The organism is Roseobacter sp. MH60115, from assembly GCF_015644665.1.
In the GTDB taxonomy this organism is placed as follows: Bacteria; Pseudomonadota; Alphaproteobacteria; order Rhodobacterales; family Rhodobacteraceae; genus Roseobacter.
In genome coordinates this window covers 610,709-634,281 of sequence record NZ_JADOBQ010000001.1, presented here as the reverse complement: position 1 = coordinate 634,281, position 23,573 = coordinate 610,709, and the positions used below count along the sequence as shown (strand labels likewise).

Below are 23,573 nucleotides of genomic sequence, written 5' to 3'. Positions count from 1 at the left end.
AAGCTGGTGCCTTGCGAGAAAAATGGACAAATCAGACAAACCACAGCACAGTCTTGAGGAGATGTTCGCACCCGCTTGCCAGTTCCTTTCAAGCCTTTGGAATATATGGAGGAATGGCAGGCTAAACTAAGAGAGAGTTTGGCTTATCTTGTTGGATTGATTATGCGGCGTGCTGTCGGTGATGCAAGCGCCGCGCTTCGAGTGTCTTTCGTTTGATTCTTTCCCTTTGCTTTAGAATGGCTTTGTCACACCCGAAGTAGACGTCGGCAGGTGTGACGTTGTTGATGCTCTCGTGATAGCGCTGATGATTGTAGTGGTCGACGAAGGCTTCGATCTGAGCTTCGAGGTCGCCGGGCAGGAAGTAGTTCTCCAGTAAGATGCGATTCTTCAAGGTTTGGTGCCATCGTTCGATCTTGCCTTGGGTTTAAGGATGATACGGTGCCCCGCGAGAATGCTTCATGTCTTTGTCTTTTAACCATTCCGCCAAGTCGCCTGAGACGTAACTTGAACCGTTGTCCACTGCCCGGCAGTTGATACGCAGTATCAATGAGAGGGGCTAAGCAGCCGAGGCTTGTGAGCGACATGAACTTGATTGCAGCCGGATGCTTGCAACGCGAGGTCCAGCGTATCGGTTGCGTCTTCAGCCCGCATGCTGGTGCAGAGCTTCCAGGAGACGATGTAGCGGCTGTAATCGTCGAGGAGCGTACTGAGGTAGAACCAGCCCCAACCGAGGACCTTGATATAGGTGAAGTCTGTTTGCCAAAGCTGGTTGATCCCAGTCGTCTTGTCTTTGAACTCGTTCGCCGCCTTGAGTACGGTGAAGGCAGGGTTGGTGGTCAGGTCATGTGCCTTGAGCGTGCGATAGACGGTGGATTCCGAGACAAAGTGGCGTTCTTGATCCGTGAACGTCACCGCCAACTCGCGGGGCGACAGCTCTGTTTCCTGCAACGCCGGCTTGACGACGTCACGCTTTATCTCAGCTGGTACACTGTTCCAGACGTGCTTTGGCTTGGGAGATCGATCCTGCAATCCGGCCTCACCGCACTGCAGATACCGATCATACCAGCGATAGAACGTGGTCCGTGGGATGCCCAGTTTGGCGAGCGTCAGACGCGCTGACAGATGCGATCCCTCGACCAAGGCTTAAATGAAATATCAAGAGTGTCTGCACTCAACCTTTTCCGATATCGAAAGCTGGACCATCGCAGTCGTCGGGCTGGCCGTTGCTGTTGCCTTGAGGAGACTTGGTCGGACCAGCATAGCTGTTGTCGTGGCATCCGTTGGTGTGATCTTTGCTGTTTGCTGGCCCCATGCAAAGCACAAGCCAAAGCTGTGGGGACATGCGCAGCAAAACGATTGCTAGGCGCTCAGGGGACAAGCTCCAGGTCTATTTGGGGTTCCTGTGTCACATCGTTTAGGGTTGGCTCTGTATCGCCGAAGAAGCGCAGCAGGTGGTTGACTGTGGCACGGACGTCCAGCGCCGTTGTGGTGCTCAGCGCGTCAAAGCCTTGGGTGTTCCCTTCCCGAAACACGATACCTGCAAAGGTTTGAACTTCTTGCCCTAACCCTGCTTTGTCCGCCCGCTCCAGCTCGTCTGTGAGCACATGGTCGATGCCGTCAGGGTCTTGCGCCTCCTCTCGTATCTGACGCCACTCAGCAGCGCTCTCAGGTGATAGGTCGATGATCCTGCCGACGCTTTTCTGCCTCTCGCAGCCAGCGCTTCAGCTTCAAGCTGCCGTATCTGCCCCAGCCTAATGTCCCTGAGGCGGACCGCTTCAGCGTGACTTCTCGTGTTCAGCCCTAGCTTGATTTCCCTCCCAAACGGTTTTCCTGTCCATGGGTTTTCTGTCCCGACCGAAACCTCCGGTGCTATCAGACGCATTGTGTAGCCTTTGCCACGCGGCTTCGTGAGGTGCCGCATGTCAGGCTTGCCGCTGCTTGGGTCTGAAGGGGAAGCTTTCGTGTGGTCCATCATGTACCACTACCCACTGCGTACCACATCCAATTTCACCCTTATTGGTCAATGGCTTAGCGTAAGTGGCGGAGGAGGTGGGATTCGAACCCACGGTACGCTTTCACGCACGCCGGTTTTCAAGACCGGTGCATTCGACCACTCTGCCACTCCTCCGGTTGGACCGTCCTAATGGCCTGCAAACGATTCTGAAACCGGTAAAATCCACCTTCATTCTCTGGGGAATGTCGCCGATTTGATGCGCAACATCTTCCCAGACCGTGCAAGCCAAGGTACACTCACGTCAAAGCTCCCTCTTCAAGGGACAAAAAGCATGCCGGAACCCCGGACAACAGGCAAGGACTCTCGACTATGCGCGGCGATGTTAACCTCTTTCGAAACCCCGCATTCAAGCTCGCACCCGGGCTTTTTGCCGTGGGTCTGCTGGCAGGATGCGAAGACGCTGGCTCCTTTAGCTTCAAGGACGTTTTCACACCTAAACCGGGCGCAACTGAAGAGGTCGCGGCGGTCGACACGGCAGCCACGGTGACCGAGCGCGACGTAGAAGCGCCAGAGGTGTTTTCAGCAACCGAAGCTGGTCTTTGGGACGGTCGTCCCTCTCTGGGCGGTGTCTGGGTGGCCCATCCGGACGTGAAGGAACCCGAACGCGTCATCATCCGCAATCAAACCAATGATCAATTCGTTGTAGGCGCTCTGTTCCGGCGCGAGCGGGACATTCCGGGACCCCGCCTGCAGATCTCCTCCGACGCTGCCGAAGCGCTTGGCGTGCTGGCCGGTGCGCCCGTTGACCTGGATGTGACGGCTCTGCGGAAGGAAACCGTGGAACAGGCACCACCCGCTGCGGAAGCGCCCATCGCGGAACCTGCCGAGATCAGCGAAACGTCCCTGGATCCGATCGCCGCCGCCGGGGCCGCGATTGACGCCTCCGAGCCGACACCGGTCACAGCTGCGGCGGCGGCCCCTGCCCCATCCGCGCCAGTCATCGAATCCAGTCTGCCGAAATCGACGTTGCAAAAACCCTTCATCCAGATCGGGATTTTCAGCCAGGAGGCAAATGCCGAACGGGCCGCGAAGCAGATGCGCGGCGCGGGTCTGATCCCGACGGTGAAGCAGCAGGAAGCTGGTGGGAAGCCGTTCTGGCGTGTTGTCGTCGGACCGGCCACAACCGCGTCGGAGCAGAAAAAAATTCTGTCCACCATCAAGGGCGAAGGCTTCTCCGATGCCTACGCCGTGACGAATTAACTGATTGAGGAGCGTGTCGCCGTGATCCGTCTTGCCGCAGCCCTTCTGGCCCTGAGCCTGTCGGCCACCACCACAGCCGCGTTCGATACGCAGGCCACATCCGCCTTTGTGGTGGACCAGACAACCGGAACCGTTCTGCTCAACAAGAAAGCAGATGACCCTCTGCCACCAGCCTCCATGTCCAAGCTGATGACGCTCTATATGGCGTTCGAGGCGATCCGGCGCGGCAAGGCCGATGGTGGTCTGGATCTGAATGAGGAATTGCCGGTGTCCGAGCACGCGCAATCCTACGGTGGCTCCAGCATGTTCCTGCGGTCTGGCGAGCGCGTGTCCGTCGAAGACCTGATCCGCGGCATCATTGTCCTGTCGGGGAATGATGCCTGCGTCGTGATTGCCGAGGCGCTGTCGCCGGACGGCACCGAATATGGCTTTGCCCGCCTGATGACCCAGCGTGCCCAACAGCTGGGCATGACCAATTCCACCTTCAGCAATGCAAGCGGCTGGCCGCAACCTGGTCACCTGATGTCGATGCGCGACCTGGCCCTGCTGGCCAATCGCCTGATCACCGATTTCCCGGAATTCTACCCGCTTTTCGCCGAGACGGAATTTGAGTTCGACAACCGCGTGCCCAGCAACAAGCGCAACCGCAATCCGGTTCTGACCATGGGTATCGGTGCCGATGGGCTCAAGACCGGTCACACCGAAGAGGCGGGCTATGGTCTCACCGGGTCCGCGAAACAGGGCGACCGGCGGGTGATTTTCGTGATCTCCGGCCTCGACACGGTGCAGGCGCGCGCGCAGGAATCCCAGGCCATCGTCAACTGGGCTTTCCGCCAGTTTGCCATGCGTCCCCTGGCAACGGCGGGCGAACAGTTTGCCCAGGCCAACGTCTGGATGGGCAGCGAGCCCACCGTAGGCCTTGTTGCGGCCGAGGACATCAGCATTCTGATGCCAGCGCTGGCCGCCAATGAAATCGAGGGTGAAGTGGTCTATACCGGGCCGGTAAACGCGCCGATCAAGGCCGGAGACCAACTGGCGGAGCTGGTGTTCACGCTGGAGGGCCTGCCGGAGACACGCTTGCCGCTGGTGGCGGATCGCGACATCGCCGCGGGCGGGTTTGTCAGCCGCGTCAGCACCGCAGCACTGGTGCTTTTCAAGAAGCTCGTTCAGGGACCTGAGGAGGCGACGTGAGCGCAGACACGCGCGCGACAGCCAGGTTCATCACCTTCGAAGGCATCGACGGCTCCGGAAAATCCACGCAAATCAAGCGATTGGCCGCCCATCTGACCAAAGCCGGTCATGATGTTGTGGTCACACGTGAGCCGGGCGGCTCCCCGGGTGCTGAGGAAATCCGCGCGCTGGTGTTGCAGGGCGATCCGGACCGCTGGTCGGCGGAGACGGAAATCCTGCTGTTCACTGCCGCCCGTCGGGACCACATGGAGCGCACGATCCTGCCCGCGCTAAAGGCTGGAAAAATCGTGCTCTGCGACCGGTTTGCCGACAGCACACGCATGTATCAGGGGCTGTCCCGGGGCGATCTGCGCGGCGTCGTGGATCAGCTGCACAGTCTGATGATCAAGCGGGAACCGGACCTGACCCTTCTGATCGACATGGACCCTGCGGTCGGCCTGTCCCGCGCCCTCTCGCGACAAACGGTGGATGAACGGTTCGAAGCCTTTGGCGAAGATCTGCAAACCGCCATGCGGCAGGGGTTTCTCGATCTGTCCGAGGAATTCGCAGACCGTTTCCGGATCATTGACGGCGCCCGCGATGTCGACGCCGTGGCGCAAGACATCGCCACGCTGGTGGATGCGGAACTGGCATGAGCACACCGGATCAGATCGAAGGTGCGCCGCATCCGCGCGACACGCCCAGCCTCTTTGGTCAGGACGTGGCAGAGCAGGCCTTTCTCGACGCCTTCACGACCGGGCGGTTGCATCACGCCTGGCTGCTGACTGGCCCGCGCGGCATCGGCAAGGCCACACTGGCCTGGCGCATCGCGCGGTTCCTGCTGGCGACACCGCCGCTTGAGGACGATGGTCTCTTTGGTGCCCCGCCGCCGCCGACATCGCTGGCGATTGACCCCGAACACCCTGTCGCCCGCCGCATCGCCGCCGGGGCCGAACCGGGACTAAAGGCCATCACCCGCACGCCAAACCCGACGACCGACCGCATGCGTGACCAGATCGTTGTGGATGACATCCGCGCGCTGGCCGGGTTTTTCCAACTCTCGGCCACCGACGGCGGACGCCGCGTGGTGATTGTCGATGCGGCGGATGACATGAATACCTCTGCGGCAAACGCACTGCTCAAGATGCTCGAAGAGCCGCCCGAGAGGGCCACGCTTTTATTGATCAGCCACCAGCCTTCCGGCCTTCTGCCAACGATCCGCTCGCGCTGCCGGACCCTGCGGCTCAATACGCTGTCGGCGGAGGACATGGCGCGTGCCTTTGATCAGGCCGGTATCGATGTGGGGGATGCCACCGGGGCGCTGGCAGAGCTCTCCGGCGGATCGGTTGGCGCGGCCATCCGGCTGTCCCTGCTTGACGGACTGAAAACCTACGCCGATCTGGTCGCCCTGATCCAGAACCTGCCGCAATTCGACCGGGCCGCCGCCCTGAAGCTGGCCGAAGCAGTTGCGGCGCGCGGGGCAGACGCCAAAAGGGATCTTCTTTTTGAGTTGATTGACCTGCTGCTGTCGCGCTTGGCCCGCACCGGTGCAACCGGCCTCGCACCAGGGATCGAAGCCGCCCCCGGGGAGGCCGCGACCCTTGCCCGGCTCGCCCCGGATCAGGCCGCAGGCCGTGCCTGGGCGCAGATTGCCCAGGAGACCGGCACGCGGGCGCGCCACGGGGTTGCGGTGAACCTTGACCCTGCCGCTCTGGTCCTAGATACCCTCATCAAGATTAGCCAAACCGCCACCGGGTAAGCTTTGCCCGGTCGCCGAACGACCGGACCGGCATGACCGACACGCCTCAGATCACCGACAGCCACTGTCATCTCGATTTCCCCGATTTCGACGGCCAGCATGACCAGATCGTCGCCCGCGCGGCGGAGGCGGGCGTGACCCGAATGGTCACCATCTGTACAAAGCTGAAAAACGAACCCGCCGTGCGCGCGATTGCCGAGGCGCATGCGCCGGTTTTCTATGCCGCGGGCACCCATCCGATGAGTGCCGCGACCGAGCCGATGGCAACGGTCGATCAGCTGATCGTCATGGCCCGGCATCCGAAATTCGTGGGCATCGGGGAAACCGGACTGGACTACCACTACACGGCAGAAAGCGCCGAGCTGCAGCAAACCTCCCTGCGCGTTCACATTGAGGCCGCGCGTGCCACCGGCCTGCCGCTGATCATCCACGCCCGTGATGCGGACGACGACATGGCCCGCATCCTGAAAGAGGAACACCAGAACGGCGCATTCGCCTGCGTGATGCATTGCTTTTCCTCCTCAGCCGCGCTCGCCCGCACCGCACTCGATCTGGGCTTCTACCTGTCGATGTCCGGCATCACCGCTTTTCCGAAATCCGGCGCGCTGCGCGAGATATTCGCCGCCGCCCCGCTGGAGCGCATTCTGGTCGAAACCGACGCGCCCTATCTTGCGCCGCCTCCTTTCCGGGGCAAGCGCAATGAACCGGCCTACACCGTGCAAACAGCAAAGCGCGGCGCCGAAACGATGGGGGTCAGCTACGGCGCTTTCGCGGCCCACACACAGGCCAATTTCGATCGGCTCTTTTCCAAGGCAGCGCAATTCGGGATCCCTGCCTGATGGCCGACATGCGTGTGACCATCCTGGGCTGCGGATCCTCTGGCGGCGTGCCGCGTCTGGGCGGTCACTGGGGCGATTGCGATCCGTCGAACCCGAAAAACCGCCGCCAACGCTGTTCCCTGCTGGTGGAACGCCAGGACGCAGGCGGATGCACCACCATATTGATCGACACATCCCCCGATCTGCGCAACCAACTGCTGGCAGCTGAAGTCGGACGGCTCGACGCCGTCATCTACACCCACGCCCATGCGGATCACGTGCACGGCATCGACGATCTGCGCATGATCGTTTTCAACATGCGCGCGCGGCTGCCGGTCTGGGCGGATGTCCCAACGTGCGACGCGCTGATGCAACGGTTCGATTACGCCTTCGTGCAGCCCGCAGGCTCGACCTATCCGCCTATCCTCGACATGAACCTGATTGACGGGGACGTGACCATCGAGGGTGCCGGGGGCGCGATCACCTTCAAACCCTTCAAGGTTGCCCATGGCGGCATGGACGCGCTTGGCTTTCGCATCGGTGATCTGGCCTACCTACCGGATGTCGCGCAGATCCCGGACGCTGTCTGGCCGATGCTGGACGCGCTTGACTGCTGGATCGTAGACGCCCTGCGCCGGGATCCCCACCCGACGCACGCCCATCTTGCCCAGACGCTGGCGTGGATTGATCAGGTAAAGCCAAAACGCGCCATTCTCACCAATATGCACATCGACCTCGACTACGACACGCTGATGGCCGAAACGCCCGCCCATATCGAACCGGCCTACGACGGGCTGATCCTCACCTTCCCCGCGCCCTGATCTTCTTCTGGCGACAAATATCCCTGCCGGAGGCTCCCGCACTCTGCCGCCGCGCGCAAAGGCCCGCTCATGCAAACCCTGCTTGACGTCATCATACCGGTTTTCCTGGTCATCGGCTTTGGATATGTCGCCGTCTGGCGCAATCTCTTTACAGCAGAGAGTGTCGATGGGCTCATGCGGTTCACCCAGCATTTCGCGATCCCCTGCCTGCTCTTTCAGGCCATCGCCAAGATCGACCTCGGCAGTTCCTTCGACCCCGCGCTGCTCGGCAGTTTCTACGCCGGAGCCAGCCTCTGTTTCATCGCCGGTTTCTTCGGCGCGCGCCTGTTCTTCGGGCGCGACTGGGAAGACTGTGTGGCCATCGGCTTTTGCTGCCTTTTCTCCAACTCCGTCCTGCTGGGCCTGCCCATCATGGAACGCGCCTATGGGCCCGATGCGCTGACCGGCAATTTCGCCATTGTCTCGCTGCATTCGCCGTTTTGCTACGGCCTTGGGATCACGGCGATGGAGATCGTGCGCAACCGTGGCCAGTCGGTGCTGGTGATGCTGCGCAGTGTGGCCCGGGCGATGTTCAGCAACGCCCTGGTACTGGCCATCGGACTGGGCTTCATCGTCAATCTCTCCGGTTTCGCAGTGCCGGATGTGGTCGACGACGCGCTGTCATTGGTGGCCCGCGCAGCCCTCCCTGCCGCGCTCTTCGCGCTTGGCGGTGTACTTGTACAATACCGCCCCGAAGGCGATGGCCGCACCATCGCCATGGTCTGCGTCATCGCCCTCGTCTTGCACCCCGCGCTGGTCTGGCTTTTTGGCAGCGCTCAAAGCCTACCAACAGATGGATTCCGCTCCGGCGTGCTGACGGCGGCCATGGCACCGGGGGTAAACGCCTATATCTTTGCCAATATGTACGGCCGTGCCAAACGGGTCGCAGCCTCTTCAGTGCTGATCGCCACCGGCGCGTCGGTCTTTACCGTCTGGCTCTGGCTGATGGCGCTCAATTAGAAAGCTTGGCTTCACCGTCATCGGTTTACAAACACCACCCCGATTGGTGTGTCACGTAACACACCCCAACCTGTGTCAAATCGTGACCCATATTCAAAAGTGCGGACGAAGGGCCGCTTCGCCAAGGTCTGCTTCCCCACCTGCGGGACGATTAAGCGTCACGTTTGCTTACCGCGTCCTCAGGCTTTGAAACACGATTTCTGCGGCCTGTTCATGAACTTTTCTTCGGTCAACACCTTCATGATCCGAAAAGATGTCTGCTTTCCCGATGAGCGACTTATCAGATGGAAAGTCCAGGAATGTGTAGTGCCCGACATGTCCGCCAAGGCAATGGAGATGGAACCTGTCGTTCTGGGAAACAAGCCAATCGGCACAATGCTCTGATGGCGCTTCGTCATCGGCACCGCCGGTAAGAACCACAACGGGCAAATGAAGTTCAGTTATTGATGCGGGAACGAATGAACGGATTGGTGGCGCAGGCGCAATCGCAACGACAGATTTAATCCGAACGTCTGAGTAATCATTTCCATGGCGTGCCCAAGATACACGGAATGCATCCGAAGTTTTGATCAGCGTTGGAATGCTTGCCGCCGCATCCGGGAACTCTTTTGGGCCACCTTCGGTAATCTCGCTAGCTCTGCACCAGACGTCAAACTCATGCAAAGAAGTTTGAGCACCTGACAGGGCCAAGACTGTATATCCCCCAAGAGAAAACCCTACCGCAGCTACTTGATCGAAGTCCAATCTGTCGGCGAAAAAGCCCTTCGATCCAATTTCTGAAAGTAGTACCGACAAGTCGGCCGCTCGTTCCCACCAGCAAAGAAAGCCCTCTGGGAGGTAAGGTTCCAGGCCCGTGTTGCCATGGTGATTTGCGCCCAAGACCACATAGCCTTCCGACGCGAGCGCGCGCGCGAGCCAACCAAGACTCTCAGCCGTGCCACCAGTGCCATGGGATAGCAGTATGACGGGAAACTTTTCCTTCGGGGACAGCTTGGCCTCCCAGATAGCATTTCCAAGTTCAAAGAATTGCCCTGGAGGCCGCTCAGCTTTCTCTACACCTTCCGCCGGATACCACGCTGACCACGCGATTGGGCGGTCTGCATTGTTTTGCCAGTTTGAGCGTGAAGCGTCCCAGATCACGCCGGTTCGATAACCACAGATTGCCATTTTGAGCCTCCACTATTGGCAACGCTCTGGAAATTTTTGAGAATTTTCAATGGTCATTCTGCTCAGCTACCCAGTTCTGTAGAAGCTGACATTCGTGGACACCGCAGCATCGGTCAAAGTGGGCTCGTTGCTGCCATTGGCCCAGCCTCTCCGCGTAGGGGCCGAAGGTATCTGATGTTACATACCCAGGGATGATCTACCCATGGTGCGCAGCGACCGTCTTCAACGTTGAAAACCCGTAAAGCGCCTCGAACCCCTTCTCGCGCCCGTGTCCGGACAACCCGGTACCGCCAAAGGGCAGTTCCACCCCGCCGCCTGCTCCATAATTGTTCAGGAACACCTGCCCTGCCCGCAATGCCTTGGCCAGCCGCATCTGCCGCGCGCCCTCTCGCGTCCAGACCGAGGCCACCAACCCATAGGCTGTGCCATTGGCGATGGAGAGCGCCTCTGCCTCATCGTCAAACGGGATCACCACCTGAACCGGACCAAAGACTTCCTCCTGTGCCAGCCGGTGATCCGGCGCGGCCCCTGCAAACAACGTCGGCTGCACATAGGCCCCGTTTTCCGGCAAGTCATCGGGCAGGGTTGCTGCCCCCGCGACTTCAAGGTCATCACCCTGCGCGAGATATTCTTCAACGATACCTTTCTGCCGGGCTGAGATGAGCGGGCCCACGTCCAGATCCTGCAGCGCAGGCCCGACCTGCAGGTCGCGGTAGCGTCCCGCCATCCGGCGCACCACCTGATCATAAACCCCACGCTGCGCCAGAATACGCGAGGCTGCAGAGCAGGTCTGCCCCGCGTTCTGGATACCCGCGTTGACCAGAAACGGTAGCGCCGCATCGATATCCGCATCTTCGAACACCAGTTGCGGGGACTTCCCGCCCAGCTCCAGCGTCACCGGCACCACGTTATGCCCTGCCGATTGCTGCACCAGCCTGCCGACGCCCACGGACCCAGTGAAAGAGATGTGATGCACCCCCGGATGCGCCGTCAGCGCCGCTCCGGCCTCTGCCCCCAGCCCCGGCACCACATTCAGAGCGCCGTCGGGCAGACCCGCCTGCCGCGCCAGCTCAGCAAAGGCCAAGGCCGTCAGACAGGCCTCCTCCGCCGGTTTCAGTACCGCCGCGTTGCCCATGGCCAAGGCCGCCCCGACCGACCGCCCGATGATCTGCATCGGATAGTTCCAAGGCACGATATGCCCGGTCACCCCGTGGGGCTGGCGCAGCGTGTAGACCGTGAAGCCATCCATGTAAGGAATGGTGCTGCCATGCACCTTGTCGGCGGCACCTGCGTAAAATTCCATATAGCGCGCCAGGGCGATGACATCCGCCCGCGCCTGTTTCAGCGGCTTGCCAACATCGCTCGCCTCGAGCGCTGCCAGCGCCTCGGTATGCTCCAGCACCAATTGCCCCAGGCGCGCCAGCACCCGTCCCCGCTCCACCGCCGTGGAGCGCCCCCACTCTCCGTCCAGCGCCATCTGCGCGGCAGCGACAGCGCGATCAATATCCTCCGCCTGACCTCGTGCGATCTCGCAGAGCGCTTCACCCGTTGACGGATCGCTCAGCGCAAGCATCTCGCCCCTGGCAGTGGCCTGCCATCTGCCAGCGATGAAACACAAGGATGGATCAAGACCCAATGGTTGTAGTGTCATGCTCTCTCTCCCTGTTCGTCCTGTCACACCGATCAGCGCATCGCATGCGTCGCAGGTCAAGTCGCCACCTTGCCTCTTGCGACAGAGCCACGCAGCCGTGCATCCGGTCTGGACCCGCCCCAGCCAAGCCCCTAAGACAGGAGCATGGTCCGCCATCTCCTTTCCCGCGCCGGTTTCGTTGCGCTGCTCCTTGCGAGCCTTGCCATGACGGGCTCTGCCTTTGCGCACCGGGTGGCGAATGCGGACCACTCGCCCGAATTGCTGAGCTATCTCAGCATGGGGGGCCTGCTGGAGGACATCTGCGGTGACACGGACGCCTCCCATGCGCTGAGCGCCTGTGCGGCCTGCATCATCAGCAGCAACGCCCTGACCCCCGCCCCTGCGGATATCGCGGCGCGCCCCTTCCATGCACGACCCGCCGATCTTTGCCCCACAACCGGCGCGCGCATCTCCCACAGCGCCACCGACCGCACCCATCCAACCAGAGCACCACCTGCCGTCTGATCCCTCCGAAACTTTTTCTCTACGCGCCGATGCGGCGCATCTTTCAAAGGATCACACGATGAAACCTCTTATGGTTGCGGCCACCGCCGCATTGCTTTCCCTGTCCACAGCCAGCTTTGCCCATGAATACACGATTGGCGATCTGGTGATCGACCACCCGATGGCTTTCAACACCGCGGCCACCGCCAAATCGGGCGGCGGCTATCTGACCATCACCAACACCGGCGAAAGCGCTGACCGCCTCGTGGGCGTGCGTGCTGACTTTCCAAAGGTCGAACTGCACACCACCGAGGAAAAAGACGGCGTTGCCCGCATGATGCATGTCGAAGGCATCGACGTTCCCCCCGGTGAAACCGTCCTGTTGCAGCCCGGTGGGTTCCACGTGATGTTCATGGGACTGGGCGGCGATCCTTTCGAAGTGGGCGAGAAAATCCCTGCCACGCTGATTTTTGAACAAGCCGGCGAAGTTGAGGTCATGTTCAGCATCGAAGAACGCGGTGCCGCCGACAAGGTCGATCATTCAGACCACAAGATGTCGAACTAAAGCTGGCGCGGGGTCTGCGAACGGACCCCGCCGACCACCCGGTCCCGGTATGATGCACGTCCACAAAGGCGGCTAAAGATCGATCTCAATCACGCCGCCCGGTTTGGCAGCCCGGCTCTGGCACAGGATCACGGCGCCTTCCCGCTGTTTCTTCGACAAGACGAAATCCCGGTGCTCGACGTCTCCGGCAAGCAGCCCGCATTTGCAGACCCCGCAAATCCCGTCCGAACATTTCAAGTCGATGGGAATGCCATTCTCGGCCAGCACATCGGTGGCAGATTTGTCGGCAGGCACCAGCAGTTCTCGTCCGCTGCGCGCCAGCCGGAGCGTGAAATCATGGTTTTCATAGTCAGGCAGTTCGGGGACTGAAAAATACTCCATGTGCCGTGCGTCTTCTGCAATGCCCTGACGTGCTGCGGCCTCCATGACGCTGGTCATGTAGATCTCCGGTCCGCAGGCGTAGACATGTGTGCCCACCCCCTGCCCGGACAGCACCGCGTCCAGATCGGCGCGGCTGCCCGCATCCGAGATATGCAACTTGGCTTTCTCTGCCCAGGACACGTGCTGCAGCGCGTTCATGAAGGCCGCCGAGGCTTGCGTGGATGCGGAATAGTGCAGCTCGAAATCAAGACCCCTTGCATGGCATTCATGGGCGAATGCCATCATCGGGGTTACCCCAATCCCACCGCCCATCAGCATGTGTTTTGTCGCCTCTTCGGCCAGCGGGAAGTGGTTGATCGGCCTTGAGATAAACACCTTGCGGCCTTCGGTGAAAATCTTGTGCATTAGCTTCGAGCCACCACGTCCGGTGTCTTCGCGCAGCACCGCCACCCGGTAGCAGGTCCGATCCGCCGGATCCCCGCAAAGCGAAAACTGGCGGAAGAATTCCGGCGCCACCACGATGTCGATATGCGCCCCGGCGCGCCATTCCGGCAACAGACCACCGTCAAGCGCGCGCAGCTCATATAGAGAGACGTCGTCGCTCAACGGGGTGACCTTCGCGACCTCGACGCGCACCACCGGCGCATCCCCGTCGCCCAGATAGGTATGCGCCAGTCCTTGCGTTTCGCCCCGGTCCAGACGGGCCTGATATTCCTCTGCGGTGATCAGCGCCTGATAGGCTTCGATGCCCTTCTCGCGGTCCATCGGAAAGGGAAAAGGATGCGGTGGCGGCGCGAGATTTGCGGGATAGACCGCCAGGGTCTGATCCTCATAGTCAAGCTTCAGATCGGTCTGAAGTTCGCGGTAGTTCTTGGGCTCTTCCACCGGATCGAAACCGCCCCGGTCATTGACCTTCAAGTCCCACCACCATCGCTTTTGCGGGTTGATCCGGCCGTTCCCGACCAGATCATCCGCCCGGGCCAATACCCCGGCCATCGCGGGCACATTCATCGCGATCCAGCGCAGAGGCTTTTCGTGCTGCAACCCTTCCACGTTCCAGGGGCAGGTCTTCATGCAACGCCCGCACATCGCCCCGCCCTTTTGCGTCAGCCGGTAGGTCAGGCATTTCTGGCTGTCAGATTTCCAGATTTCATAGCCGTTGAACATCAGCTTGGGCCCGGCGGTGATGGCACCTGACGGGCATTCGCGGGCGCATTTGTTACAGGCCTCGCAGAACGCCTGCATGCCGAAATCGATAGGCTTGTCGTGCGTGAGCGGCATGTTGGTGGTGATGCATCCCGACTTCAGGCGAGGCCCGAGGAAGGGGTTCACGATCACCTCACCGATGCGGCTGACTTCTCCCAACCCGGCCAGCAGCAGCAATGGCGGCTGCAGCACCTCGCCGTCGAGGTTGGTATGCACGCGCGCCTCGTAGCCCAGATTGCGGATCTGCTTGCCGATCACCCCGCCGAGCAGCGAGAACCGCAGGTAAGCGCGCATGGATTGCGTGACCGCGATCCAGTCGTCCCCCGAGGAGCCCTCCGTGGTCTCAAAGCCCTGATCGATGATCAGACTGATGGCGTTGTCGTGAGTGGGTGTGATCGGCTCCCCCACGGCGTCATGCGAGTACCACGCCCAGTCCGGACAGCGCGATATGCCCACCGCGTCCGCCCCCATGAAGTAAGCCGCGGCCTTGATCCCCTCTGCATTGCAGGCTGCATCTTTCGCCGCGTCCGAAACCACCTCTGCCACGGGACCTTGTTGCAGCAGCAAAAGCGCACCGGAAGGCCGCCGGATCGCATTGCTGATCGGCGCCTTCTGGGCAAAATAGCCACCGGTCGTCGCCTGCTGATTGGCCTTGCCCATGTCGCCGAACTGGGCACGCGCGAACATATCCGTGCGTTTGGGCACCCGCGCCACCCGCGCTTCATCAATGTAGGTTGTGGGGGTGTCTACCCGCTTGAGCGTCTCGAAAGGATGTGGCCCATCGGCGTAGCGCCGTTTGGCGTAAGGATCCAGCGTGCGGGCGCTTTTCTGCGACCCTTTACCCAGCTTCCAGGCCAGCCCGCGTGTCAGCGACCGGGGTTGTTCCGCCAGAGGCCGCAGGGGTTTGTCGGGCGCCATGGCAAAATCCGTGGTCACCGCCGATACCTGAAAGCGGTCTTTCACAAAGGGGTTCACCAGCTGCCCATTCTCGACGCTCGCGAGGCCCGCGCCAACCACAAGCTTGTTCAGATCGACATCCGTGGACGTGGTTGTATGCGCCTTTGCATCAAACCCAAGAACCCGCAGATACCCCGCGATGATGACAGCCGTCTCCGCCGCCCGCAGGCTGGCGCGCTGCGGATTGGCCTCAGCAATCCAGTCGTATCCGGGCTCCTCCGGGGTGGGATCGCGGCTGTAGTCATAGAGAAAGACAATCGTATGCGTATGGGCGTCGATGGTGCGCGGTGGTGCGGTCATGCTGTCCCGCAGATCGGCCATGATCGTGTCGATCCCGGCAGCCAGCGTCTTGGTCTGTTTGGTCTTGAGGTCTTCGGCAAGCCGGTCGATGCCCGGATTACGCAGAGGGGTCTTCAGAAGCTGCGTGTGATCGAACTGCCCGATGCCCACCATCGGAGCATCCTGAAAATACCCGAACGACTTCACATGACGCGTGCGCTCTGCCGGATCCGTCGGGCAGGTCGATGTCTCGCGGTTGATCAGCCCGTCGCGGATCGCATCCAGCATGGCCTGGTATTCGGCCATCGCATTGACCAGCGCGGCCGGCATGTCGCCACGATCAAATGAAACCGGCTGCGGGGATGGAACATGCGCCAAGTCGGGTGCTGCGTCGATCCGTGCCAGGCGCTCCAGCGGGAAAGGACCCAGATGAAACGGCCGATGTCGGGTCGAGAATATTCGGGCAGTCAAGACGTTTCCCTTTGCGCGCAACGATCACCTGAACCCTGCAATGCCCGGCGCGCAAGGGGATGTCAAAATCATTGGGAGAATTGAGCGCATACGCAGCCAAGACTCAACCTGTGCGGTGCAGGCCTGCCGTGAAGACATCGGCAGGGTTGAGAACAGGTGCTCCGACAGCGGATTTCGCAGTGCATAGTGGATGTGCACATCTGACCTGATGCGATTTCACCGACCTGCGGCTTTGACAGACCAAATTGTCGACGCGCAGGGCGAAATTGAGACCTCTGGTCGATATGCAGCAAAGGACGGGTCGCAGCCCGGGAACCGGGCACGCTTGTATGGTACGCATACCGCCACGTATGGGTACGCAGACCAATGATTCCTGAAAAGCTGGACCGCTGGCACCGTCGATCCAATCGCGCCGCAGGTATCACAACGTCAAGGCCGGATGTCCTGCGTCATGCCCGGCACGGCAACGATCCTGAGACACGCCGTTTGACCCGACGCCTTTCATAGATGGCAGATGCCCCGCGCTGTTCCGCATGGCAACGGTTTGCTCCACGGCTGACGTATGCCACGCCAACAAGGGGTCGGGTCGCAGGCAATGACTGCTTGTTCTCATCACGCGACCATCGTCGCACGGGTTTGATCAGCGAGAGGTATCTATTGCGGAATTTTGGCAAGCGCGTACAGAAAGAGGATCAGGTTGGACAGGAGCTCACCTTGATCCAGCATGGGATCCGGCATGGATGTGCCGGGCGCGAATGCGTCAGGGTCATCGAGAAATGCCGTCAGCGTCTCAAGGTCCCAGACCTGACTGTTGGCACCCAAAGAAGCACTGTGTTTTGTGGCAATGCTCTCGGAGAAGGCGCTGCCAAACACGCCGCCAAGCGCGGGGATCTCTCCACCCGAAGACTGCCCCAGCGCATGGCATTGCGCGCAAGCATTCACCGTCGCCAGAAATTCGGCGTGTGTTGCGGCATCGACATCCAATTGCTCGGCAAAAATCGCCGCGTATTCAAAGGCATGATCGGCCGCGCCCACGGTCAGAAACTCAACGGTCTTTGCGTCCGTGAACAGCGCAATGCGACCGTCTTCGTAGACCTGCACATAGCGGATACGTTGCCCGATGGGAATGCGCTCCGCAAAGAGCACCCGGTCGTTGCGCAACCGAATGCGGTACAAGGCCTGATCCTTCAAACTGCCCATAAGAAGATCGCCATCCCAGAGCGAATCAAACCCCTCGATCAGGGCGAGAGCACCGGGCGCGACAGACGGCAGCCAGGCAAATACAGGCGTTTCAAAAGCCTCTGAATGCCGACCATTTTCAATGACTGACGGTATGGCAAGTTTGTTGTACCGCGTTCCCAGTGACGTCAAAGGCCATCCGTAGTTCTTTCCATCCTCGATGCGGTTCAACTCATCGCCGCCTCGACGTCCATGCTCGACCACCCAGATTTGGCCATCGCGGTCTATCGCGATTCCCTGAGGATTTGAGTGCCCACTGCTGATTTGGCGCGCCGCACCGGTATTGAGGTCAATTTCCATGACTTTACCATAGTCGTACCCGTCCGTCTGGGCAGCGACGGGCTGGGCGTGAAGGCCATCCTTGCCGTAGTCACCACTGGCCAACAGCAGATGTCCGGTTGGCGAGAGCGCGAGGCGCCCACCTGCCATCTGGCCATGCACCGGGCTGCCGAACTCCGAGATGGGAAGGCATGGCGCGGTCTCATAGAGGACCCTCCAGCTGTCGTGGATCGGCCCCGGGCGGTCCCGCGCCGGGACCATAGCGATCGCGTTTGTAACGCATGCCTCTGTTTCGTTCCAACGGGAGTATGAGATGACAAGTTCATTGCGATCCCTGATGTACATCAGGTCGTTGTACCGAAACCAGTAGGCCGCTGGATCCCTGTCGCTGGTCTCGGCCACATGGGCAGCATAGGCTTCGACCCCGTTTTCAGGGGCCGATATCGCGAGCCTCGTTGCCGTTCCATCTTCGATTGCAAAAAACTCCCCGACAGAGGTGAGAACGATCGGCACGCCGCCCCAGTCAGCCATGGCGCCTCCGGACCCGATGGCATCCGAAGGGATCGGAACAATTTCACGCGCAAGAGGCATGAAAATCGTATCAATCGTCGCGGCCTTCGCCAGGTTCTTGTGATCGTGCGACGACTTCGCCCCGAGATCACTGACGAGTTTGAAACCTAGACTTCCCAGAACCGCTGTTACCGCGACAACAGACAGGAACAAAAGTGAGTTACGCCAAGCACTCCTCCTGCTCCTGAGCAAACTGATAGCTTTCACCTGACATACCTCAGCCTGTCACTGCCGCTGTCCAAGCGACTGGTCTCAACGATGGCAGAAGGAAACAGGCTTATGATTAACATCCGCTTATCAGCCTGATACTCATATCCTTGCACTCGTGCGTTCATGTCGCATATCGGCGCACTAACTTACTTTAGAAACGACACGTGCTGATGGAGCAGTGGGCAGCGCACTTAATTGCTCGCAGTGCGAAGGTAAGGTTTTTGAAGAATGCTTGAGCTAGTAGAAGACTGGGGCTGCCCGAACTGGCGTGAACTTGAGGCTACGGTCAAGTTGGATCATAGGACGAAAGCGGATGGAGGTGGGAGTTCATCCGGCTCCGACCGCAATATCTTAACCACATCTGGAGCGTCGGTTTTTTCACGACAAGCTGAGCAGCGGACGGTCCTACAAAATGCTCACGGTGCTCGATGAGAACACCCGCGAGGCTCGATGCGTTGCAGTCAAACCAAAGATGAACAGTGCAGACGTTCTGGACGCACCCTATCCATTGCTGCTGCAGCACGGAAAGCCCGAATACAATCGTTCCGACAATGGCGCGGAGTTCGTCGCGGCGGCGCTGCAAGACTGGCTGAGAAAGGTCGGGATCAGGCCGATCCAAATCTACCCAGCATCGCCGTGGGAGAACGGTTACAACGAGCGTTTCGACGGCACGCTACGCCGCGAAGTCCTGAATGCCGAATGGTTCCACACCACCAAACAGGCGCCGATCGTCATCAATACCTGGGCCAGACAGTACAATCGTGTCCGACCGCATCATGCCCCAAACATGCGCCCGCCACTGCCAGAAACCGTACTCAAGAATCGCCAAAGCGCCACCGGAGCGCCGGTCGCTCGACCCTTTACTCAACCGCGCGAAGCTGGTCGCCCAGTCCGCAACACTGGCGAGGTGATCGGCATGTACAGCCCGAAGACCGTGAAAACGAACAGCGCGCCACCGCGCAAGCTTACCAAAGAAGAGCGCGATCTGGTCGAAACCACCCTGAACATCGCGGCATGGACCTGTGAGAAACGCGGCGCGACCCACGTGCCTGTCGACCGGATAGATAGCCCGCTGATGGTCGCTGCGGTCATCAGCGTCCTGCAGCAGAGCGAACACAAAGTCGACCCCAACGTCGGCTCTCACGCAGCAGCATAGTCACAGAGGAGACATCACATGGCTGAAGAAACCATTTTCGTACAGTTCGACAAGGTCGGGTTCTACTCGCCCGCCACCGGGGCCATCGGCACCGGCAAGAACCGGGGCGACATCTACAGGATGCCCGCGAGCTTCGCCGAGACCGACGCCAAAAAGAAGCGCAGGTTCCTGCCCAGCTCGGCAGAGATCATGGATGAAGACGAGGCGAACGACCTCGTGCATCCGACAACCGGATCGCCATCGTCACCCCGAAGATGGATCGACAATACCTGCCCGACGCGAAGAAACCACAGAAGCGGCGCGCCAAATCAAAGGCCGCCTGACCAGATCGGCTGGGCCTTGCGGGGACACGCTCCTCCCAGTCGTAACGCGGCGCGCCCGGCTATGCTTCGTTGGCTGGGCGCGTCGCAACAAACCCAACAGCCAAGGAGGCGAACATGAGTGAAGCAGGAAACAGCAAAGGCACCAAGGGCGGCGGCTCTAAGACCGGCGGTGGGGGCTCGAAAGCCTAGACAGCGACAGATGCCCGGATTGGGACAGTGTCTCAATGTCGGCGATGCGCAGAAAGCGGACTTTGCAAAGTCTTGTTGTTTGCTATCGAGCGAACAGCAACATACCCAACCACCATCGAGGGATGTTGCAAAAGAGCGGAAGTTGGGTGCCGATAGGTTTCATCTTGTGAATCTTGCTCCACTCAATCATCCTCGATCGGAAAAAGGACGATCAATTGCCGCGCAATACTCCTCAAGAGCGGCACGTCGGAGTCCATTGCGATCAATATTTTTTGAAGGGTCAAGCACATGCTCCGGAGTTTCAATTCCCGAGTCACCCAAGCCGGGGTTTCTAAGACGCTCGTCAAATGACAGTGGGCAATCCGCAGGGTCAAACTTGTTGCTGTGGGGTATCTTTCTTTCAGGTGGATTGACGACGTCAGGATTCGAGTTCTGGTCATCATCTATGACATCGCAACCAAACAGTGAGCCGAACAACAAAAACGAAAAAGTGATCAACACCGATCTATTCATTCAAGTATCTCCTACGCGAGCCTTCATACTTCATCAAAGAAGCACCCATTTCCAATTCTTGGAGCGCTTTATGAGTTGTTTCGCTACTCGATCTCGACCTAGTTTCAGGATTTGAGACCTATAAAATCTGACAAACACGCACAGCTGTTTTCGGCAGAACGCATGAAAGTTGCTTAGTTGGTTTATATCAACGTCAACACTGCACGAATGGAGCCTAAAATCTTGCTTGCCGTAACTAACGCATCAGCCAAATCCTCCCTATCCTCCACAATGTCATTCAGATCGGACTCGGCATCTCCGATGTTGCTGGCGATATCTGAGTAGGTTGCTGTCAAGGAAAGGCCCTCCAAGCGAAATCGCTCATTATTTAGCTGGTCAACTGAATAATCTATCGATGCAATCTGATCGCCGGTCTTAGGGCGATCATTGTGTTTGATCAAAACAAGGTCGCGGAGTGTGTTCATAATTTTATTTTTTGCTTGTTCGTTGGTTGTCATGTCAATTTCCCACTTCAAGCACAGCTTCAATTTCGTCGTACATATTCTGAAGAGTTTTTAGAGTGAGTTCTGGATCAACTGGTTCGGTGATAATCAAAATATGAATCTCAAAAAGTGTCCGAACGGCGGCTGGGGCCTTTTGTGTCAACGCGGTATCTCTTTCAATTTCCGCGCGATCCTTTTGAAATTTATCAAAATACTGGATCGCAACATCTCGATCAGAGCGAACACGATTCAAAACACATTTGGTCGACCGCTCCCAAGCGAAAACAAAACTTCGATTCTCGTTGACTACGGAAGGAGCGTCGGAAACCAATCTGCGTTCGAGTTGAACAAGTGTCAGGTAGACATCGTCCATAATAGCTCGTACCCGAGCCATTCGATTAGCTTCGCCTACACGGAGTATCACATTTATACCCGCCTCGACAGCTGGTGATACACTCGGATCGGCTTCAAATTCCTCTAGCAAACCTGACGCTTCTGCTTTGAAAGAATCCGCAGAACTTGCCAGAATTGCAACTGAACCACCAGCTGCGGCCTCCTTGAGTGCAGCTGCGTAAGCGCCGATAGCTCCGGCTACCTGATTCATTTCGCGAGCCGTCTGTGTAGGTTTGATGCGCGACTTCAACGGTAAGAGTTCCGGTGTCTTACCTGATAGATACCCGCATAGCTGGTTGTACTTTGCCGTCTCTGAAATCATCTTTTGTTGGACACGAAGAGGCGAGCTTAACGCAACAGACACAGCGTCTGTTTGCTTTCCAAGGTCAGTAAGATTGCCTTCTCCTATAGGGGGTGTACAAGCAGCAAGCGTGATGCAAGCCACTACCAACAAAAATTTGAGTTTCAAATCAAATCACTCCAAATAAATCTACCTACTATTACCATAAATGGAGCTAATTCGCAAAGGACCCGACAAAGTTAGTGTGCCGACGCCCTTAAGACATGGGTTCATCCAGGTCAAAAAGACCAAGAAGGTAGTTCGCGGCAAATCATCTCGCAGCAACTCACCAAAGGGTATCGTGGCATGATCTAGAAGTGCGTGATTGCGGGGCGTAGGTCCGATGGAATGTCCGCTTCGGGCTGTCAGCTAAGGCAAGCAGTTTGGTATGTCTGCGGCGACGCGGAAGGAATAGAAGGCCACGACAAACAGTGACGTTTCCGCGAAGAACCCGAGTAAGTACAGAGCAACTTTGAGAGACTTCGCGCTAATGGAGCCTGACGAAGAATCTAGATCCCTAAAATTGCCGAAAGTGTCATCCGAGAGAGCAAGCACCAAGCCAAAAACTAGAAAAGCGAGAAAAAAACTAGGGCTGAAAAGATAACTTGGTGAGTGCCTCACGTGCAAAGGGCGTAGTTGTAGCCGAATGAAGCGATTGCAGCTGACACGGCAACAAGAGCAGAGATTTTTAGGACAACATCGGCTGCCCCGGAAAGCGTCGGTTCAGTTGGCACTCGGCGTTCTCCATTTCTGCCGACTGGCATTTTGCACGGGAGCGGTTTGTGAGCAAGCGTCAGCGCTAGGGAACACGCCGCAGCGTCTGCTTGAGCCGGGAAATGTCCGCTTCGGGCTGGCTACCATCGACCGATCAAAAGCGCCAATCGACGTCCAAGAAACCATTGCTTAGGTTCGCTGCTGTTGCCATTGTGGCTCATCTTCCGCATTTGGAGAGAAACTTCGTTGTTTTATTTGCCACCACAAGAGCTCTGGTATCTCACCGTTGCAAGGTTATCTGTCACTTATGACGATGGAAGAAAGGGGGTTGGAACCGGTTTCTTCATCTATGATAGAACACACTACTTTCTTGTCACGGCACGACATGTTGTTGACCCTCAGTACGTGCCAAAAGCGGCGATCACTCAAGCGATCTGCAAAAAAATAGATGTATCCTTCCAATCCTCGGTGAACTCGGGACGCCCAAGGCCGCAATAGGTTATCAAAGGCTTTGCATAGGTGACCCTGAGTTTGCTCATGACGATATGGAAGTCGATGTAGCTGCAATAAAAATACCAGCGAACGTACTGCCGATCAATTCGGGTGAAAATCTTATCAGACCGTGGTCTTTCGGACTCGACTTCCTCGCAACAGATGAAGACCTTTCGTCGCGACATGCGGGCGAGCCAGTAGTTTTTGTAGGCTTTCCAGATAACTCTCCAGTAAATAGAGTTGGGACGTCAGAGTTTAATTATCCGCTTCTGCGCCAAGGTGTGTTCGCTTACCCACCAATTCATGGAATCGATGTTTATGGGGAGCTTGGTAGCAATTACGGCCTGATAGACAGCTATGCTCAATCTGGCTTCTCAGGAGGGCCGGTAATTTCCTTACAAAAGGGTTGGGGGGACGGGTCGTGGCATCCAAAGCGGGATCACAGACCATCCAAAGTAGTCGGGCTGATTTGTGGTCACTATCGCTCAGCACAGGATCGCGCAGATGGGGGGCACGCTGGTCTTTCATTTTTCGCGAGATCGGGCTCTATCCAGAGCGTGATCCAGCAGTTGAAAGACCGTTCGGACTAGTACGCAGTCATAAGCTCGCTGAGTGCGAGACTATGATAGAATACCCATGTCTGCTTTGGGCTGCGAGCGGTCAACTGACCAAAACTGTCGGATGACCGCAACGAGCCCTTCCTGCCCATTTGTCAGCATGCAGCGAACGGCA

Annotated in this window: 20 protein-coding genes, 1 tRNA gene and 1 pseudogene; 12 read left to right on the top strand and 10 right to left on the bottom strand. The window is 58.7% G+C overall.

All coding sequences use genetic code 11. From position 1 onward, the window contains the following. Positions 1-160: 160 nt before the first annotated feature. The 3 genes and pseudogenes from ISX84_RS23125 to ISX84_RS02985 all read right to left on the bottom strand — a co-directional run. Positions 161-1,140 (bottom strand): annotated as a pseudogene (locus ISX84_RS23125) (IS3 family transposase); the annotation flags it as partial. Between the two features lie 227 nt (positions 1,141-1,367). Beyond that, entirely contained in the window at positions 1,368-1,604 is a 237-nt protein-coding gene (locus ISX84_RS02990; protein ID WP_195818825.1) for a hypothetical protein, read from the bottom strand. Between the two features lie 434 nt (positions 1,605-2,038). Further along, positions 2,039-2,128 (bottom strand) — tRNA-Ser (locus ISX84_RS02985). Positions 2,129-2,323: 195 nt separating this feature from the next. Here ISX84_RS02985 and ISX84_RS02980 point away from each other — a divergent pair. From ISX84_RS02980 to ISX84_RS02950, 7 genes are all read left to right on the top strand, one after another. Next, the gene (locus ISX84_RS02980; protein ID WP_195818824.1) at positions 2,324-3,214 is read left to right on the top strand and encodes an SPOR domain-containing protein; all 891 of its coding nucleotides are present in this window, start codon (positions 2,324-2,326) and stop codon (positions 3,212-3,214) included. Between the two features lie 21 nt (positions 3,215-3,235). Beyond that, complete coding sequence (locus tag ISX84_RS02975) at positions 3,236-4,405, top strand: D-alanyl-D-alanine carboxypeptidase family protein (RefSeq protein WP_195818823.1); 1,170 nt, start codon at positions 3,236-3,238, stop codon at positions 4,403-4,405. Beyond that, complete coding sequence (tmk, locus tag ISX84_RS02970; protein WP_195818822.1) at positions 4,402-5,040, top strand: dTMP kinase; 639 nt, start codon at positions 4,402-4,404, stop codon at positions 5,038-5,040. The genes ISX84_RS02975 and tmk overlap by 4 nt, the downstream gene beginning before the upstream one ends. After that, entirely contained in the window at positions 5,037-6,143 is a 1,107-nt protein-coding gene (locus tag ISX84_RS02965; protein ID WP_195818821.1) for a DNA polymerase III subunit delta', read from the top strand. Before tmk ends, ISX84_RS02965 begins: the two co-directional genes overlap by 4 nt. A gap of 32 nt (positions 6,144-6,175) precedes the next feature. Continuing rightward, a complete protein-coding gene (locus ISX84_RS02960; RefSeq protein WP_195818820.1) occupies positions 6,176-6,982 on the top strand; it encodes a TatD family hydrolase in 807 nt (268 codons plus the stop codon). After that, complete coding sequence (locus ISX84_RS02955; protein ID WP_195818819.1) at positions 6,982-7,782, top strand: MBL fold metallo-hydrolase; 801 nt, start codon at positions 6,982-6,984, stop codon at positions 7,780-7,782. Before ISX84_RS02960 ends, ISX84_RS02955 begins: the two co-directional genes overlap by 1 nt. Positions 7,783-7,851: 69 nt before the next feature. Continuing rightward, positions 7,852-8,781 carry an AEC family transporter gene (locus tag ISX84_RS02950; RefSeq protein WP_195818818.1) on the top strand — a complete coding sequence of 310 codons (930 nt, stop codon included), beginning with the start codon at positions 7,852-7,854 and terminating at the stop codon, positions 8,779-8,781. Between the two features lie 168 nt (positions 8,782-8,949). Here ISX84_RS02950 and ISX84_RS02945 read toward each other — a convergent pair whose 3' ends face one another. Together ISX84_RS02945 and ISX84_RS02940 are read right to left on the bottom strand one after the other, a co-directional pair. Continuing rightward, positions 8,950-9,948, bottom strand: a complete 999-nt coding sequence (locus tag ISX84_RS02945; RefSeq protein WP_195818817.1) for an alpha/beta hydrolase family protein — start codon at positions 9,946-9,948, stop codon at positions 8,950-8,952. Positions 9,949-10,144: 196 nt separating this feature from the next. Then, positions 10,145-11,599 (bottom strand): aldehyde dehydrogenase family protein, encoded by a 1,455-nt coding sequence (locus ISX84_RS02940; protein WP_195818816.1) that lies wholly within the window; start codon positions 11,597-11,599, stop codon positions 10,145-10,147. Positions 11,600-11,743: 144 nt separating this feature from the next. Here ISX84_RS02940 and ISX84_RS02935 point away from each other — a divergent pair, with 144 nt between their 5' ends. Continuing rightward, positions 11,744-12,103, top strand: coding sequence for a hypothetical protein (locus ISX84_RS02935; protein ID WP_195818815.1), 360 nt, complete (start codon positions 11,744-11,746; stop codon positions 12,101-12,103). A gap of 58 nt (positions 12,104-12,161) precedes the next feature. Beyond that, on the top strand, positions 12,162-12,647 hold the full coding sequence (locus ISX84_RS02930) for a copper chaperone PCu(A)C (RefSeq protein ID WP_195818814.1): 486 nt from the start codon (positions 12,162-12,164) through the stop codon (positions 12,645-12,647). 72 nt (positions 12,648-12,719) lie between these two features. Here the strand turns inward: ISX84_RS02930 and ISX84_RS02925 are convergent, their stop codons facing one another. Beyond that, the gene (locus ISX84_RS02925) at positions 12,720-15,941 is read right to left on the bottom strand and encodes a 2Fe-2S iron-sulfur cluster-binding protein (RefSeq protein WP_195818813.1); all 3,222 of its coding nucleotides are present in this window, start codon (positions 15,939-15,941) and stop codon (positions 12,720-12,722) included. A gap of 654 nt (positions 15,942-16,595) precedes the next feature. After that, positions 16,596-17,990 (bottom strand): PQQ-dependent sugar dehydrogenase, encoded by a 1,395-nt coding sequence (locus ISX84_RS02920; RefSeq protein WP_195818812.1) that lies wholly within the window; start codon positions 17,988-17,990, stop codon positions 16,596-16,598. 610 nt (positions 17,991-18,600) lie between these two features. Between ISX84_RS02920 and ISX84_RS02915 the strand changes: the two genes are divergently transcribed. Together ISX84_RS02915 and ISX84_RS02910 are read left to right on the top strand one after the other, a co-directional pair. After that, positions 18,601-19,395: an integrase core domain-containing protein gene (locus ISX84_RS02915; protein ID WP_326838707.1), complete on the top strand. Its 795-nt coding sequence runs from the start codon at positions 18,601-18,603 to the stop codon at positions 19,393-19,395. An 18-nt stretch (positions 19,396-19,413) separates the two neighbouring features. Then, positions 19,414-19,836 (top strand): hypothetical protein, encoded by a 423-nt coding sequence (locus ISX84_RS02910; RefSeq protein ID WP_195818810.1) that lies wholly within the window; start codon positions 19,414-19,416, stop codon positions 19,834-19,836. A gap of 257 nt (positions 19,837-20,093) precedes the next feature. Here ISX84_RS02910 and ISX84_RS02905 read toward each other — a convergent pair whose 3' ends face one another. The 3 genes from ISX84_RS02905 to ISX84_RS02895 form a co-directional block, all read right to left on the bottom strand. Further along, positions 20,094-20,420, bottom strand: a complete 327-nt coding sequence (locus ISX84_RS02905) for a hypothetical protein (protein ID WP_195818809.1) — start codon at positions 20,418-20,420, stop codon at positions 20,094-20,096. A gap of 182 nt (positions 20,421-20,602) precedes the next feature. Then, positions 20,603-20,917 carry a hypothetical protein gene (locus ISX84_RS02900; protein WP_195818808.1) on the bottom strand — a complete coding sequence of 105 codons (315 nt, stop codon included), beginning with the start codon at positions 20,915-20,917 and terminating at the stop codon, positions 20,603-20,605. 1 nt (position 20,918) lies between these two features. Then, positions 20,919-21,764 (bottom strand): hypothetical protein, encoded by an 846-nt coding sequence (locus ISX84_RS02895; protein WP_195818807.1) that lies wholly within the window; start codon positions 21,762-21,764, stop codon positions 20,919-20,921. 1,130 nt (positions 21,765-22,894) lie between these two features. Between ISX84_RS02895 and ISX84_RS02890 the strand changes: the two genes are divergently transcribed. Continuing rightward, positions 22,895-23,431 (top strand): hypothetical protein, encoded by a 537-nt coding sequence (locus tag ISX84_RS02890; RefSeq protein ID WP_195818806.1) that lies wholly within the window; start codon positions 22,895-22,897, stop codon positions 23,429-23,431. The last annotated feature ends 142 nt before the right edge of the window (positions 23,432-23,573 follow it).